The 15,073-nt window shown below is 63.2% G+C and carries 13 protein-coding genes; 8 read left to right on the top strand and 5 right to left on the bottom strand.

Features of this window, described 5'->3' with window-relative positions; genetic code table 11:
• Positions 1-67 precede the first annotated feature (67 nt).
• Complete coding sequence (locus ACPWR9_RS20460) at positions 68-1,090, bottom strand: XdhC family protein (RefSeq protein WP_426300087.1); 1,023 nt, start codon at positions 1,088-1,090, stop codon at positions 68-70.
• A 406-nt stretch (positions 1,091-1,496) separates the two neighbouring features.
• Here ACPWR9_RS20460 and ACPWR9_RS20465 point away from each other — a divergent pair, with 406 nt between their 5' ends.
• The 5 genes from ACPWR9_RS20465 (at position 1,497) to ACPWR9_RS20485 (ending at position 4,642) form a co-directional block, all read left to right on the top strand.
• Positions 1,497-2,120, top strand: coding sequence for a CoxG family protein (locus ACPWR9_RS20465; RefSeq protein ID WP_426300089.1), 624 nt, complete (start codon positions 1,497-1,499; stop codon positions 2,118-2,120).
• 10 nt (positions 2,121-2,130) lie between these two features.
• A complete protein-coding gene (locus tag ACPWR9_RS20470) occupies positions 2,131-2,538 on the top strand; it encodes a winged helix-turn-helix domain-containing protein (protein WP_426300091.1) in 408 nt (135 codons plus the stop codon).
• Between the two features lie 113 nt (positions 2,539-2,651).
• Positions 2,652-3,413 (top strand): cytochrome b/b6 domain-containing protein, encoded by a 762-nt coding sequence (locus ACPWR9_RS20475; protein WP_426300093.1) that lies wholly within the window; start codon positions 2,652-2,654, stop codon positions 3,411-3,413.
• A gap of 53 nt (positions 3,414-3,466) precedes the next feature.
• Complete coding sequence (locus tag ACPWR9_RS20480) at positions 3,467-4,288, top strand: molybdopterin-dependent oxidoreductase (RefSeq protein ID WP_426300095.1); 822 nt, start codon at positions 3,467-3,469, stop codon at positions 4,286-4,288.
• A gap of 30 nt (positions 4,289-4,318) precedes the next feature.
• On the top strand, positions 4,319-4,642 hold the full coding sequence (locus ACPWR9_RS20485) for a pentapeptide MXKDX repeat protein (protein WP_426300097.1): 324 nt from the start codon (positions 4,319-4,321) through the stop codon (positions 4,640-4,642).
• Between the two features lie 107 nt (positions 4,643-4,749).
• Here the strand turns inward: ACPWR9_RS20485 and modC are convergent, their stop codons facing one another.
• From modC to ACPWR9_RS20505, 4 genes are all read right to left on the bottom strand, one after another.
• Entirely contained in the window at positions 4,750-5,847 is a 1,098-nt protein-coding gene (gene modC / locus ACPWR9_RS20490; RefSeq protein ID WP_426300099.1) for a molybdenum ABC transporter ATP-binding protein, read from the bottom strand.
• Entirely contained in the window at positions 5,837-6,541 is a 705-nt protein-coding gene (gene modB, locus ACPWR9_RS20495) for a molybdate ABC transporter permease subunit (RefSeq protein ID WP_426312890.1), read from the bottom strand. The genes modC and modB overlap by 11 nt, the downstream gene beginning before the upstream one ends.
• Positions 6,542-6,669: 128 nt before the next feature.
• Positions 6,670-7,479 (bottom strand): molybdate ABC transporter substrate-binding protein, encoded by an 810-nt coding sequence (gene modA / locus ACPWR9_RS20500; protein WP_426300101.1) that lies wholly within the window; start codon positions 7,477-7,479, stop codon positions 6,670-6,672.
• Between the two features lie 460 nt (positions 7,480-7,939).
• Positions 7,940-8,605 carry a TetR family transcriptional regulator gene (locus ACPWR9_RS20505; protein ID WP_426300103.1) on the bottom strand — a complete coding sequence of 222 codons (666 nt, stop codon included), beginning with the start codon at positions 8,603-8,605 and terminating at the stop codon, positions 7,940-7,942.
• Between the two features lie 492 nt (positions 8,606-9,097).
• On the opposite strand from ACPWR9_RS20505, the gene ACPWR9_RS20510 reads away from it, so the two are divergent.
• The 3 genes from ACPWR9_RS20510 to adeC are packed head-to-tail and all read left to right on the top strand — an operon-like array spanning position 9,098 to position 15,019.
• A complete protein-coding gene (locus ACPWR9_RS20510) occupies positions 9,098-10,330 on the top strand; it encodes an efflux RND transporter periplasmic adaptor subunit (RefSeq protein ID WP_426300105.1) in 1,233 nt (410 codons plus the stop codon).
• A gap of 15 nt (positions 10,331-10,345) precedes the next feature.
• The gene (locus tag ACPWR9_RS20515; RefSeq protein WP_426300107.1) at positions 10,346-13,525 is read left to right on the top strand and encodes an efflux RND transporter permease subunit; all 3,180 of its coding nucleotides are present in this window, start codon (positions 10,346-10,348) and stop codon (positions 13,523-13,525) included.
• Positions 13,526-13,528: 3 nt separating this feature from the next.
• Positions 13,529-15,019 (top strand): AdeC/AdeK/OprM family multidrug efflux complex outer membrane factor, encoded by a 1,491-nt coding sequence (gene adeC / locus ACPWR9_RS20520; protein WP_426300109.1) that lies wholly within the window; start codon positions 13,529-13,531, stop codon positions 15,017-15,019.
• Positions 15,020-15,073: the final 54 nt, after the last annotated feature.

Raw genomic sequence — 15,073 nt, forward strand, 5'->3', positions numbered from 1 at the left:
AGCAACGAGTGAGCGAGTTGCGCCGCCGAAAGGCGGCGCTTTTTTTATGGCTGCGCGATCGCTTCGCTTACGCCGCTGTGCGGCACTCCGAGGCGGGCGATGCATCGTCGAGATCGTCCGGCGAGCGCACCGCGAATGTCTGCGTCACCGTGATGCCGTTCTTGATGGCCGTCATCTCGGCGAGAATCGCCACCGCAATCTCAGCGGGCGTACGCGCCCCAAGGTGCATGCCGACCGGGCCGTGCAGCCGTTCGATTTCTTCCTGACTCAGATCGAACAGCGAGAGCCGCTCGCGCCGCCGCGCATTATTCACACGCGAACCGATGGCGCCGATATAGAACGCAGGCGACTTGAGCGCTTCGAGCAACGCCATGTCGTCGAGCTTCGGGTCATGCGTGAGGGTAAGCACCGCGCTGTGCGAATCGAGTTGCAGCCGCACGATCAGATCGTCGGGCATTTCGCGCGAGAGCTCGGTGCCCGGCACCTGCCACTCGTCGGCATATTCCGTACGCGGGTCGCAAACGATCACGTGATAGTCGAGCGCGTTTGCCATGCTTGCCACGTACTTCGACAACTGCCCCGCACCGATCACCACCAGCCGGTGGCGCGGGCCATGCGACGTGATGAGGTGTTCGCCATCGAATTCGACCGACGGCGTGCGATGACCCGGGGCAATCTGCACCGCACCCGTGGTCATATCGAGTTCGCGCACGACGAGCCGGAACTGCGAGATGGCGTCGAGCAGATCGGGAATGCGCGACGATGCGCGCACGGGCTCGAGCACCAATTGCAACGTGCCGCCACACGGCAAACCAAAACGATGGGCTTCTTCCGCCGTCACGCCATAGCTCGTGAGCTGCGGGCGGTCTTGCGGCCAGTCGCCGGCGCGAATGCGCGCGATGAGGTCGTCTTCGACGCAGCCGCCGGAGACGGAGCCGACCAGATGGCCGTCTTCACGAATTGCGAGCATCGAGCCCACGGGGCGTGGGGCCGAGCCCCACGTACGCACGACAGTGCCCAGCGTGACGAAAAAGCCCGCTCGGGTCCACTGTACGGCGGACTTCAGCACTTCCAGATCGACACTGTCCATTGCACGGTTCCTTCGCCATTACGCGAGCGGCGGCCCGGATGGGCCAAGGCACCGAAGACGCGGTCACGCGGCAATGCACGCACGCTAGCGGCATGTCTCGCGCTGGACGCGGGGACAGTGCCGATGCAGGCAGCCGAGGGACCGGCTGTTGCCGAAGAGAAACCGCTCGATGTGATGCGGCGAGTATATCGCGCCTGCGCCCGGCTTGCCTTGCGCTGTATTCGAACGGATATTCGGCATGGCGGCGGCCGCGGACCCAATGTCGCAGGAGACGCCCCGAGCGGTAACTCGTGTCACAATACTTCGATGTTCGAGACGAACCGGAAAGCAGCCGCATCAGACAGATCCGTAGACCCGCAACACCGGCACGTTTTTCGTGTGGCCTGACGGCAAAGGGGAAAGGGCAATGGAACTTCAGAATCGCCGGCAATTGCCGATGGCGCGAGACATCGCATGGATCGCGCTGAACGACCCCGGCGTGCTGCGCCAGTGCATTCCCGGGTGCGAATCGCTCGATCGCCTCGACGACACCACCTGGTCGATTGTGATGGCCGCCTCGGCCGGGCCCGTCAAGGGCCGCTTTACCGGGCGAATGACGCTCACTGACGTGATTGCACCCACGTCTTACACACTCCATTTCGACGGGCTGGGCCCGTCCGCCGGGTTCGGACGCGGCACAGCCGCCATCACGCTCCAACCGCAAGGACCGATGCATACCGTATTGACCTACCACGCGAACGCCCAGATCGGCGGCGAACTCGCGCATCTCGACAATGCGCTGATCGACGACGCGGCACGCCGTTTTGCCGATGAATTTCTCACGCGCTTTATTGCGGTTGTCGCACCGCACCACGCCGTAGGCGAGCCAGTGGCCGCCGACGGGGAGGTGGCCGCGGCCATGGCGGCGGGGGCTGCCACGGGAGATATGTCCGGCACGCCCGCCCGTAGCCCGATAGCGCGCTGGTGGCCGTGGGCCGTGGCCGCCGTCATCCTCATTCTTATCGTGATGTGGGGCAACCATGCCAGTTGAGGACTCGTCCGTGCAAATCGCTGAAATAGCGCCCGTGCAGGGCGGCGTCGCCGGCTATGACGTGCGGGTGCGCATTCGCGATGGCGAGACGCCTGTGTTCGGTCCCGGGCGCCTGTCGCTTTTACGTGCCATCGACGCCACAGGTTCGATCTCGGCGGCAGCCCGGCAAATGGGCATGTCGTACCGGCGGGCGTGGCTGCTCGTCGAGGCGATGAATCATGAGTTCCGCGAGCCGCTGGTGACCCGCCACATCGGCGGCGTGTCGGGCGGCGGGGCACAGCTCACGCCGTTCGCCCAGAACCTGACGGCGCATTACGATGCCCTTCTGCGCGAGATCCGATCGATGCTCGACGCCCACGTGCCCACGTTCGATGCCTACCTCAAAGGCAGCCCCGAACCCGGGCCCGACGAGGTGTAATTCCGTAAGTCCTGACCAAATCTCACAAAATGCTTATCTTTTCGTCAGGACTTTGTGACTGAAAGTGCACAACACTGTCTCCATCGACGCCAACAACAAGCGATGGAGACGTCATGCGAGCCCCCCAAAAATCCGCCGTATTAGCTGCACCGGCCTCATCCGCCGCCGTCGCCATGGTCACCCCGGCGGCCATGGCCGCTGCGGGCGCTACGACCACCACGGCCGACCCGCGCGCCGAGCGCCCGACTGGCCCGGGTCCGTCGGGGACGCCGTCTCCCGCGCCTAGCGCCAAGCCGGTCGTCCAACCGGGCTGGCTGCGCATCACGCACTGGGTGAACGTGGTGGCCGTCGTCGTAATGGTGACGAGCGGTTGGCGCATCTACAACGCCTCGCCGCTGTTCGATTTCCGCTTTCCTAACGGAATAACGCTGGGCGGTTGGCTGGGCGGCGCCCTGCGCTGGCACTTCGCCGCGATGTGGCTGCTCGTGGCCAACGGACTCGTCTACCTGTTGGTGAATCTGGCGAGCGGCCGTATGGGCCGCCGTTTCTTCCCGCTGTCCATCAAGGGTGTGCTGCACGACGCGTTTGCCGCATTGCGCGGCCGCCTCGCACACGACGATCCGCGCCATTACAACCATGTGCAACGGGCCGCGTACCTGTTCGCGGTGCTCGACCTGGTGTTGCTCGTCGCCTCGGGGCTGGCGATCTGGAAGCCCGTGCAACTCGGTTGGTTGTGCGCGCTCTTCGGCGGCTTTCAGGGCGCGCGCTGGGTGCACTTTCTCGCGATGTCAGGGTTGGTCGCCTTCATCGTCGTGCACGTGGTCATGGTGGCACTCGTGCCCCGCACGCTGCGCACGATGATTACCGGCCGCTGAGCGCGCTACCGCCATCCCCTCGACATCACACAGACTCACGACGAGACACTGCCATGGCTCTCTTCAAACGTAGCGGCAATGACGATGGTCAGTCGTCGCTGATCGTGCGCGACGGCGACGCGATTCTCAAAGAGGCGCGCGCGCTGGTGACGCGCCGGGTCAGCGAGCCGTCGCGCCGCGCTTTTTTGTCACGCACGTTGACGCTCGGTGGCGTGGCACTGCTCTCAGGGTGCTCGCTTGACGACAATCCGAGCGTGGAATCGGCGCTCGACAAGATGTCGCGCTGGAACGACCGCGTACAAGCGGCGCTGTTTCGCGGCGACGTGCTGGCGCCCACCTTTACGGAAGCGCAGATTACGCGGCCATTCCCGTTCAACGCGTTCTATTCGATGGACGAGGCCCCGGTGGTCGACCCGGCGGACTATCAGTTGGAATTGTCCGGTCTGATCGCCGACAAAGCCCCGTGGCGGCTCGACACGCTCACCACGTTTGCGCAGGCCCGGGCTGCCGAGCAGATTACGCGTCACGTGTGCGTGGAAGGGTGGAGTGCGATCGGGCGCTGGGGCGGCGTGACGTTCGCCGACTTTCTCAAGCGCGTGGGTGCCGACACCACGGCGCGCTACGTCGGCTTCAAGTGCGCCGACGACTACTACACGAGCATCGATATGCCGACGGCGTTGCATCCGCAGACGCTGCTCGCGCTGACTTACGACGGCCAGACGCTGCCGAGGGAGTACGGCTTCCCGATGAAGCTGCGTATCCCGACGAAGCTCGGCTACAAGAATCCCAAACATATCCGCGCGATTTTCGTGACGAATACCTACCCGGGCGGGTACTGGGAAGACCAGGGCTACAACTGGTTTGGCGGCAGTTGATTTTTTCACTCACTTCATGGAGCAACGACAATGAAAATGCGATATCTGGCAGTGATGGCGATGGGTCTGGCACTCGGCACCGGCGCGGCGTTTGCGCAGGACGCCATGAGCAAAGGCGACGCCATGAGCAAGGGCGACGCCATGGGCAAGCAAATGGACAAGAGCGGTTCGATGTCCAAGGACGGCATGGCCAAGCACGACGCGATGGGCAAGGGCGACGCCATGAGCAAGGGCGGTGCCATGTCCAAGGGCGATGCCATGAGCAAGGGCGGCGCGATGTCCAAGGGCGACGCCATGGGCAAAGGCGACGCGATGGGCAAGGGCGATGCAATGAGCAAGCCGCAGGGGCAGTGAGATGTTGCCGAGTGTGGCGGCGTAGCCTATGCCGCCACACTCGGTGTTTTTGCGTCACGTCAGCGCGTCAGTGGACTGAGGCGCTGTCGCGTGAGCGCCGTTGCGCATCAGCGCGTGAGCGCCACCGATTTGATCAGCAGGTACACATTGCGCTCGGGCGCGAGTTGCAGTTGATCGGCAGAGAAGCGGGTGATGCGTGCGTGCATCGCTGTGCCGTCTTGCAGTGCAGCCTGCACTTCCACCGAATCGCCTAGATCGCGTAGCCCAGTGACGCGGGCGGGCAACACGTTCAACACGCTGGTTTCCGTCGGCGGCGCGGTAGCAACAGCCACGTCGCGGGCGCGCACCAGAATCCGGCAGGCGTCACCCGTCTCGCCGCTCACACGCGGCACGCGCAGGCGAATCGCTTCGCTGCCATTCACCGCGAGTTCGGTCAGCCCGTAGGCGGTGTCGTGCGCGACCACCTTCGTCTCCAGCACCGTGCCAGGGGCTTCGGAAGTGCCATCGAGCGCGTCGCGATGCACGTTGAGGACATCGGCCGGATTGCCCTGCGAGATCGTGCGGCCTTCGCGGAATAACACCACCTGATCGGCCAAGCGCATCACTTCGTCGAGCGAATGCGTGACGTATAGCACCGGCAACTTCAGTTCGTGCCGAATGCGGTTCAGATAATCGAGCACTTCCATGCGGCGCGAATGATCGAGCGAGGCAAGTGGCTCGTCCATGAGCAGCAAACGCGGGCATGACAACAAGGCCCGGCCAATCCCCACGCGCTGCTTCTCCCCGCCGGAAAGGGCGCCGGGACGACGGTTGAGCAGATGCCCAAGGTTCAGCACTTCCACCACGTGATCGAAGGCGATGGCGCCAGTGCCTGCCGCGCTGACATCTCGCCGACGCAACCAGCGGCCGAAGAGAAGATTTTGGCGAACGGTCAGGTGCGGCAGCAGACGCGCGTCCTGAAACACGTAGCCGATGCGGCGTCGCCATGTTGGAAGCGCGATACCCGCGGCGCTGTCGAAGAGCACGTCGTCGCCGACGACGATGCGCCCAGCCTCGGGCTTGAGCAGGCCGGAGACGGCATTCACGACCGTGCTCTTGCCACTGCCGGACGGGCCGAAGAGGGCGGTCACGCCCATGCCGGCGGCGAATTCGGCGTCGAGTTCGAACGCACCGAAGCGATGTTGGAGCCGAACTTCAACCGTCATAGCCAAGTGCCTTGCGATTGCCGAAGCGAATCAGAATTTCAGAGAAGATGAGCGTGGCGACTGCCAGCACGACCGAAATCGCGCACATGCGCCAGACCATCGCGTCGCCATTGGGCACCTGTGTGGCGGTGTAGATCGCCAACGGCAGCGTTTGTGTCTGACCCGGAATATTCGAGACGAAGGTGATCGTGGCACCGAACTCGCCGAGCGCCCGGGCGAAGGCGAGCACAAAACCATGCAACACACCGGTGGCAGTGAGCGGCAGGGTGACGGTCAGGAACGTGAGCCAAGGCCCTGCGCCGAGCGTTTGTGCGGCTTGTTCGAGCTTCGTGTCCGACGCTTCCAGCGCTTGTCGGATGGCGCGCACGAGCAGCGGGAAACCCATCACCCCGGCGGCGAGCGCTGCGCCCGTCCAGCGAAATGCGAGGGTGATGTTGAACCACTCCTTGAGCAGCTTGCCGATGGCACCTTGCGTGCCGAACAGCACCAGCAGTGCAAAACCGACGACCACGGGCGGCAGCACGAGCGGCAAGTGGAGGATGGCATCGAGCAGCGCCTTGCCGGGGAAGTGCCGACGCGCGAGCAGCCACGCCGCCGCGTAGGCGAAGGGCAGGCTGCACAGCGTGCCCCACAGGCCAACGCGCAGGCTGAGTTCGACGATGCCCCATTCTTCCGGGGTAAGACTCATGGACATACGGCGAGAAAACCTTGAAAGGATCGATGGGCCATCGCGCCCCATGCCGGGCGCCCATGGCAAAGCCGGGACTGTCGACGACAGTCCCGGCCCGGGGGTGCTGCTTCAACCCGTCATGCTATTCGCAATTACGGGCGCGTGAAGCCGTAGCGCTCGAACGTGGCGAGTGCGGCGGGCGTCGTGATGAATTTGTAGAACGGATCGGCAGCGGCGCGATCGGCCTGCTTGGTCACGGCGACCGGATAGACGATCGGGGCGTGGCTGTCGGCGGGGAACGTGCCAGCGATACGCACGCGCTTCTCGGCGTTCGCATCGGTCTTGTACACGATGCCGTACGGCGCTTCGCCACGGGCCACCAGCAAGAGCGCGTTACGCACGTTGTCGGCCGCCGCGACCTTGCCTTGCACCTTCGACCAGACGCCGAGCTTTTCCAGCGCTGCCTTGCCGTAGAGGCCTGCTGGCACGTGGGCCGGGTCGCCCATGGCAAGCTTGCCGCCGCCCAGCTTGCCGTCGAGATCGACGCCCGGCTTCAAGTCGACATCACCCGAGGTGGTTGCCGGAGCGATCAGCACGAGTTGGTTGCCGAGCAGGTTGCGGCGCGATGCCGTGTCGATCAGATCGTGCTTCTGCGCGTAGTCCATCCAGTCCTGATCGGCGGAGATGAAGACATCGGCGGGCGCACCCTTCTCGATCTGGCGGGCGAGCGTGGAGCTCGCACCGTACACGAGCACCGGCTTCTTGCCGGTTTCCTTGGTGTAGGCGGCCGAGAGGTCGTCGAGCGCGTCTTTCATGCTCGCGGCGGCAAACACTTGCTGAGCGGCAGCCTGACCCGCAAACAGCAGGCTCGTGCCGATGGCGGCAGCGCCGAGAACGCTGCGCAGGGTCACGCGCGAGCGGGTGGCTTGGGAATTGGGCGTAGCAGTAACGACAGCTTTCACAGGGTGGTCTCCAGCATGTAGTGGCTTGATAGTCGTGCGAAGTCGTGCGAAATCCACGCGGTGCTCAGGCGCCATCACTCGCGTACGTCGCTGCGGGCACCTCCCCGTGTCGCAGAATTGCAACGGTCGGTCGGCAAGGGGCGGTGATCGTGCCGTGAAATTGCGGCGGCATGACAGCGACATTGCAGGGAAGAGCAACGAAGCCGGCGTGATGATGGTGCGTCGCGTTGTGTAGGATTATATATAACGGTGCGACGCTGTACAGGTATACGAAGTATCACGGCGTCCGAATGAATTTCGACGCGGGAACTCCGCATGCGGATCGCGAATATTCGGGACGGTGGATGATTCGACGCGCGCAACCGGCAAAAAAACAGGCACCGTTACCGGTGCCTGCTAATTAATATATGCAGTAATTCTGGCGCTGCGCGATTTTTGCGGCAGCGACGCCGCCGTCTCGTCACGCGGTCGCAGCGGCTGCGGCCGTTGCGCTGGGCCGGAGCATCGCGGGGCTGGTGCGCAGCATGTCGAAAAAGCCGTCGACGATGGCGTCGCATTCGGCGCCGAGATCGTAGTCGGGCAGGAACAACCAGTCGGACATCATGCCGACGACCAGCGCGTGAAGCATGATGGCGGCGCGCCGCGTGTCGAGCCGCTCGGGCAATTGACCGCGCTCAATGGCCCGTTCCATATCACGCATGATTCGCTGCTTGCCGTCCGCGCAGGCTTCGCGCTGACGCTCGAGCACCGAGAGCATCTCGTTGGTGTATTCGCACTTGTGGAAAAGAATGTCCAGCACGCGGCGGCGTCGCTCGTTGCGCGCCGTTTCCTTGAGCACCAGCTTGCAGATGTCGTGCATGCGCACCATCGGATCGCCGTCTTCGGGCTCGGCACACTCTTCGTCGATCATGCGCTCCATCGGCAGACGGATACGATCCGTCATCGCGTTGAAGAGATCGATCTTGTTCTTGAAGTGCCAATAAATCGCGCCGCGCGTGAGGCCGGCGGCTTCGGCGATGTCGGCCAGCGACGTGCGCGACACGCCCTTCTGTGCGAACACCGTCTCTGCGGTGTCGAGCAACAGATTGCGCGTCTCAATCGCTTCCTCTTTGGTTCTGCGGGCCATCGTCGTGTCACGGGAACAGCGAAAAATGTGAAATGTCATGTAAACCGCGTTGCCATATGGTGCGACGCAATGCGATTTACATACATTCATGAATGTATCTATAATAGCAGCCGCTTGCTCTATTGCACAGGGACCATTTAAGCTCCTTCGACTACGGGAAACACCTGAAGGGGCCCGAGGGGCGATCCGACGGAGGAGAGCCGCTCGCGGTTGTTATCTGTCACCCGGTGTCCCGGAGCCTGTTCGACGATCCACACGAGTGCCAGCATCGGCGGTGAAGGCCGTGCTGGGGTGCGCTGCCGAAGGCCATCCGGGCTGCAACCCTGCAACCCGTATTTCCGCCTTATCGGTAGCCGGCCTTCCGGTGACCCGTTGCCTGACACTCGCTTGCCCGCTTATGTGCGATGGGATTGTTGACCGGCCTTCGCCGTCGCAATCGTCGCAACGTACTTGTCATTTTGTTTGACCGCATTCCATTTATCGGGGGCGTATATGCACGTCAAGAGAAGTTCACTGGGGATGGTCACTGCCGTCGCACTCGCGGTATTGACCCTGGCCGCGTGCGGCAAGAAGCCGCAGCAGCCGCAGGGCATGGTGCCGGAAGTCGGCGTCGTGACGCTGCAACCCCAGAACGTAACACTGACGACCGACCTGCCTGGACGCACTTCGCCCTACCGCGTCGCCGACGTGCGTGCGCGCGTCGACGGCATCGTGCTCAAGCGCGATTTCACTGAAGGCGGCGAGGTCAAGGCAGGTCAGCGTCTGTACAAGATCGATCCGGCCACCTATCAGGCGGCCTTCGAGAACGCCAAGGCGACCCTCGCCAAGGCCGTCGCGAATCAGGCATCCACCAAGCTGCTGGCCGACCGTTACAAGTCGCTCGTGGCCGTGGAAGCGGTGTCGAAGCAGGACTACGACAACGCCGTGGCTGCCGCACTGCAAGCCGACGCCGACGTCGCTGCCGGTAAGGCTGCCGTCGACACCGCGCGCATCAACTTGGGCTACACCGATGTGCCGGCGCCGATTACGGGCCGCACGGGTCTGTCGCAAGTGACCGAAGGCGCGTACGTGCAAGCCGGTGCCGCCACGCTGATGACTACGGTCCAGCAGATCGATCCGATGTACGTGGACGTGACGCAATCGGCCGCCGATGGCCTGCGTCTGCGCCGTGCACTGGCCGACGGCAAGCTGCAAAGCGCCGGCCCGAATGCGGCGAAGGTGCAACTGACGCTGGAAGACGGCACGCAGTATCCGCTCGACGGCAAGCTCCAGTTCTCGGACATCACCGTCGACCAGACGACCGGCTCGGTGACCGTGCGCGCGATCTTCCCGAACCCCAACCGCGAGTTGCTGCCGGGCATGTTCGTGCACGCCAAGCTGGCCGAGGGTGTGAAGGAAGGCGGGTTGCTGGTGCCGCAACAGGGCGTCACGCGTGACCAGAAGGGCCAGCCGACCTCGCTCGTCGTGAACAAGGAAGGCAAGGTCGAACTGCGTCAGTTGGTGACCGATCGTGCCATCGGCGACAAGTGGCTGGTGACGTCGGGTCTGGCCGCAGGCGACCAGGTGATCGTGTCGGGTCTGCAAAAGATTCGTCCGGGCGCACCGGTGAAGGCTGTGCCGGCACAACAACCGGGTGCCGCTGCGGCACCGGCGGGCGCCAGCGCACCGGCCGCCGCCGCACCTGCCTCGCAGGCAAGTGCTGCTTCGGCCGCCAACGCTCAATAACGCGGAGCCTTATTCATGGCAAAGTTTTTTATCGATCGCCCAATTTTTGCGTGGGTGATCGCGATTGTCATCATGCTGGCCGGTGCGCTTTCGATTCTGAAGCTGCCGGTCTCGCAATATCCGCCCATCGCACCGCCTTCGGTGCAGATCACCGCGACCTACCCGGGCGCTTCGGCGCAGACCGTGCAGGATACGGTTACGCAGGTGATCGAGCAGCAGATGAACGGTATCGACAACCTCGAGTACATGTCGTCGACGTCTGACGGCTCGGGTACGGCACAGATCACGCTGACCTTCTCGCAGGGCACGAACCCGGACATCGCGCAGGTGCAGGTGCAGAACAAGCTGCAACTCGCCACGCCGCTGCTGCCGCAGCAGGTGCAACAGCAAGGTATCAAGGTGGCCAAGGCGACCAAGAACTTCTTGCTGGTGATCGGTGCGTATTCCGACGACGGCACGTTGACCGACATCGACTTGTCGAACTACATCGCCGCCAACGTGCAGGACCCGATCAGCCGTGTGAACGGTGTCGGTCAGGTGCAGCTCTTCGGTTCGCAGTACGCCATGCGGGTCTGGGTCGATCCGCAGAAGCTCAATGGTTATAACCTGACGGTCCTCGACGTCTCGAACGCCATTCAGGCGCAGAACGTGCAGATCTCGGCGGGTGAATTGGGCGGCGCACCGGCGGTGAAGGGCCAGCAGCTCAATGCCACGGTGACGGCGCAAAGCCGTCTGCAAACGCCGGAGCAGTTCCGCAAGATTCTGCTCAAGGTCAACAAGGACGGCTCGCAAGTTCGTCTGGGTGATGTCGCACGGGTTGAACTCGGCGGCGAATCGTATCAGGTGGTAGCACGCTACAACGGCAAGCCCGCTGCCGGTCTGGCCATTACGCTGGCCACCGGCGCGAACGCGCTGCAAACGGCGACCGCCGTCAAGCAGGCCGTGACCGAGCTGGAGCCGTACTTCCCGGCAGGCATGAAGGTCGACTATCCGTACGACACCACGCCGTTCGTGAAGATCTCGATCGAGGAAGTGATCAAGACCCTCATCGAAGGTATCGTGCTCGTGTTCTTGGTGATGTATCTGTTCCTGCAAAACCTGCGGGCAACGATCATCCCGACGATTGCCGTGCCGGTCGTGTTGCTCGGTACGTTCGGCATCATGGGTGCGGCAGGCTTCTCGATCAACACGCTATCGATGTTCGGGTTGGTGCTCGCGATTGGTTTGCTCGTTGACGATGCCATCGTGGTGGTGGAAAACGTCGAGCGGGTGATGGCCGAAGAGGGGCTGAGTCCGAAGGAAGCGACCAAGAAGGCGATGGATCAGATCGTCGGCGCGCTGGTCGGTGTGGCGCTCGTGCTTTCGGCGGTGTTCGTGCCGATGGCGTTCTTCGGTGGCTCGACCGGTGCTATTTATCGCCAGTTCTCGCTGACGATCGTGGCGGCCATGGCGTTGTCGGTGCTTGTGGCTATCGTGCTGACGCCGGCCATGTGCGCGACGATTCTCAAGCCGATCAAGAAGGGCGAAGTGCACGAGAAGCGCGGCTTCTTCGGCTGGTTCAACCGCACGTTCGACAAGGGCTCGAAGAAGTATCAAGGCCAGGTCGAGCGCATTCTCAAGCGCAGCGCGCCGCTGCTGATCGTCTACGTGGTGATCGTGGCTGCCGTGGGCTTCCTGTTCGTGCGCATGCCGACGGCCTTCTTGCCGGATGAAGATCAGGGCTACTTCTTCAACCTGGTGCAGTTGCCGCCGGGTGCGACGCAAGAGCGCACGCTCGAAGTCATGAAGCAGGTCGAGAAGCACTACCTCGAGAAGGAGAAGGACGCGGTGCGTTCGATCTTCACGGTGACGGGCTTTGGCTTTAACGGTCGCGGTCAGAACGTGGGTCTGGCGTTCACGATGCTGCGTCCGTGGGAAGACCGTCAAGCGTCGGATCTCAAGGTGCAGGCAGTGATTGCGCGTTCGTATCAGGCTTTCGCGAGCGTGAAAGACGCCATGATCTTCGCCATCAACCCGCCGTCGGTGCCTGAACTGGGTAACGCGGGCGGTATCGACTTCGAGTTGCAGGATCGCGCAGGCCTCGGCCACGACGCGCTGATTGCGGCACGGAACCAGTTGCTGGCTGCCGCGGCGAAGAACCCGAACCTCGCGAACATGCGCCCGAACGGTCTCGACGATACGCCGCAGTACAAGGTGGACGTCGACGAAGAAAAGGCGTCTGCGCTGGGCTTGTCGATTGCCGACGTGTACGGCACGCTCTCGGCGTCGTGGGGTTCGTCCTACGTGAACGACTTCATCGACCGTGGTCGTGTGAAGAAGGTCTACGTGATGGCGGAAGCGAAGGACCGCATGCTGCCGCAGGACATCAACAAGCTCTTCGTGCGTAATGCCAGCGGGACGATGGTGCCGTTCTCGGCCTTCGCCACCGGCAAGTGGACGTACGGCTCGCCGCGTCTGGAGCGCTATAACGGTGTGCCGGCAGTGGAAATTCAGGGCATGCCTGCGCCGGGCAAGTCGAGCGGTGACGCAATGAAGGCGGTTGAGGAAATCGCGAAGGATCTCCCGACGGGTATCGGTCTGGAATGGACGGGGCTGTCGTTCGAAGAGCGCATTTCCGGCTCGCAGGCACCGGCGCTGTATGCGATCTCGATCTTGATCGTGTTCTTGTGCTTGGCCGCGTTGTATGAGAGCTGGTCGATTCCGTTCTCAGTGATTCTGGTGGTGCCGTTGGGTGTGTTGGGTGCACTGCTGGCTGCGACGCTGCGCGGTTTGTCGAACGACGTGTACTTCCAGGTGGGTCTGTTGACGACCGTGGGTCTGTCGGCGAAGAACGCGATTCTGATCGTGGAATTCGCCAAGGATCTGCAAATGCAGGGCCGTACCTTGATGGAAGCGACGATGGAAGCGGTGCGACTGCGTCTGCGCCCGATTCTGATGACGTCGATGGCGTTCATTCTCGGGGTGCTGCCGCTCGCGATTTCGAACGGTGCTGGCTCGGCTTCGCAGCACGCTATCGGTACCGGCGTGATCGGCGGTATGCTGGCGGCGACGTTCCTCGCGATCTACTACGTGCCGGTGTTCTTCGTGCTGGTGCGCAAGCGCTTCGCACACGAGAACCTGGACACCGTGGAACATCCGGAAGCCCGTCATGAGGCACCGGGCGCGCCCGAAGGCCCCGCCAAGGAAGGAAACTGACCTATGAAGCACAAAGCATTGCCGATTGCCTTGGCGGCAGCGTTCCTGGCAGGCTGTACCCTCGCGCCGCACTATGAGCGGCCCGAGGCACCGGTTGCCAATTCGTTCCCCACGGGCCCGGCTTACAAAACGCCTGGTGCGGCCAACCAGAACGGCACGGCTGACCGCAATGCGGTCATCGCCGCCGAACTGGGCTGGCGCGATTTCTTCACCGACCCGCGCTTGCAGAAGCTGATCGAGATCGCGTTGGAGAACAACCGCGATTTGCGCGTCTCGATGCTCAACGTCGATGCTGCGCGTGCGCAGTATCAGATCCAGCGTTCGGCATTGCTGCCGAACATCGGCGTCGCAGGTCAGGGCTCGGTGCAGCGTTCGCCGGCCGACTTGTCGTCGAGTGGGCGCGCGGGCATTAGCCGCAGCTATCAAGTGGGCGTGGGATTCACGTCGTATGAACTCGATCTGTTCGGTCGTATCCAGAGCCTGAGGGATCAGGCGTTGGAATCGTACTTCGCGACCGAAGACAACGCGAAGGCAGCCCAAATCACGCTGGTCTCGGAAGTCGCTTCGGCGTATCTGACGTGGCTGGCCGATCAGGAACTGCTCAAGCTGACGCAAGACACGCTCAAGAGCCAGCAATCGTCGTACGACCTGACCAAGCGCAGCTTCGATGTGGGTACGGCCTCCGGGCTGGATCTGCGTCAGGCGCAAACGCCGGTCGATACGGCGCGTGCGAACTATGCGCAGTACACGCGTCAGGTCGCACAGGACGAGAACGCGCTGGCGCTGCTCATCGGCCAGCCGTTGCCGACCGATTTGCCGGCCGGGCGTCCGCTCGACGGGCAGGGCTTGTTGGCCGATCTGCCCGCTGGGTTGCCGTCCGACCTGCTGCTGCGCCGTCCGGATATCACGGCGGCCGAGCACACGCTCAAGGGTGCCAACGCCAATATTGGCGCAGCACGTGCGGCGTTCTTCCCGTCGATCTCGCTCACCGCGAGTGCGGGGACGGCAAGCGCATCGCTGAGCAACTTGTTCAAGGGCGGGCAGGGTGCCTGGTCGTTCGCACCGACCATCACACTGCCGATCTTCGCGGGCGGGCAAAACATCGCCAACCTCGAATTGGCCAAGGTGCAAAAGCGTATCGACGTCGCGCAGTACGAGAAGTCGATTCAGACGGCATTCCGCGAAGTGTCGGACGGGCTGGCAGCACGCGGCACGCTCGACGATCAGGTGGCTGCGCAAGAGTCGCTCGTCAAGGCGAGCGACGAGAGCTACAAGCTCTCGGATCTGCGCTACCGCAACGGCGTGGACAGCTATCTGAACGCGCTCGTCTCGCAGCGCTCGTTGTACACGGCACAGCAGTCGCTGATCGCGACGCGTCTGGCACGCTGGACCAACCTCGTGACGCTGTACAAGGCGCTCGGCGGTGGTTGGGAAGAGCGTACCGTGCCGGCGAATGCGAACGCTGCATCGGCACCCACGGCGTCGTCGTCGTGATGTTGTGATGGCTTCGCGAGACCGAACGCCGATGTAAATTCGGCGCGCGAATGT

It is taken from the genome of Pandoraea pneumonica, assembly GCF_049918595.1.
GTDB classification, from domain to species: domain Bacteria; phylum Pseudomonadota; class Gammaproteobacteria; order Burkholderiales; family Burkholderiaceae; genus Pandoraea; species Pandoraea pneumonica_A.

Excerpts from the sequence above, each read along its gene's own strand:
- ACPWR9_RS20515 (WP_426300107.1), top strand. The coding sequence starts at position 10,346 with ATGGCAAAGTTTTTTATCGATCGCCCAATTTTTGCGTGGGTGATCGCG.
- ACPWR9_RS20510 (WP_426300105.1), top strand. The coding sequence starts at position 9,098 with ATGCACGTCAAGAGAAGTTCACTGGGGATGGTCACTGCCGTCGCACTC.
- modC (WP_426300099.1), bottom strand. The coding sequence starts at position 5,847 with ATGACGGTTGAAGTTCGGCTCCAACATCGCTTCGGTGCGTTCGAACTC.
- ACPWR9_RS20485 (WP_426300097.1), top strand. The coding sequence starts at position 4,319 with ATGAAAATGCGATATCTGGCAGTGATGGCGATGGGTCTGGCACTCGGC.
- modB (WP_426312890.1), bottom strand. The coding sequence starts at position 6,541 with ATGTCCATGAGTCTTACCCCGGAAGAATGGGGCATCGTCGAACTCAGC.
- ACPWR9_RS20505 (WP_426300103.1), bottom strand. The coding sequence starts at position 8,605 with ATGGCCCGCAGAACCAAAGAGGAAGCGATTGAGACGCGCAATCTGTTG.
- ACPWR9_RS20460 (WP_426300087.1), bottom strand. The coding sequence starts at position 1,090 with ATGGACAGTGTCGATCTGGAAGTGCTGAAGTCCGCCGTACAGTGGACC.
- ACPWR9_RS20465 (WP_426300089.1), top strand. The coding sequence starts at position 1,497 with ATGGAACTTCAGAATCGCCGGCAATTGCCGATGGCGCGAGACATCGCA.
- ACPWR9_RS20480 (WP_426300095.1), top strand. The coding sequence starts at position 3,467 with ATGGCTCTCTTCAAACGTAGCGGCAATGACGATGGTCAGTCGTCGCTG.
- adeC (WP_426300109.1), top strand. The coding sequence starts at position 13,529 with ATGAAGCACAAAGCATTGCCGATTGCCTTGGCGGCAGCGTTCCTGGCA.
- ACPWR9_RS20475 (WP_426300093.1), top strand. The coding sequence starts at position 2,652 with ATGCGAGCCCCCCAAAAATCCGCCGTATTAGCTGCACCGGCCTCATCC.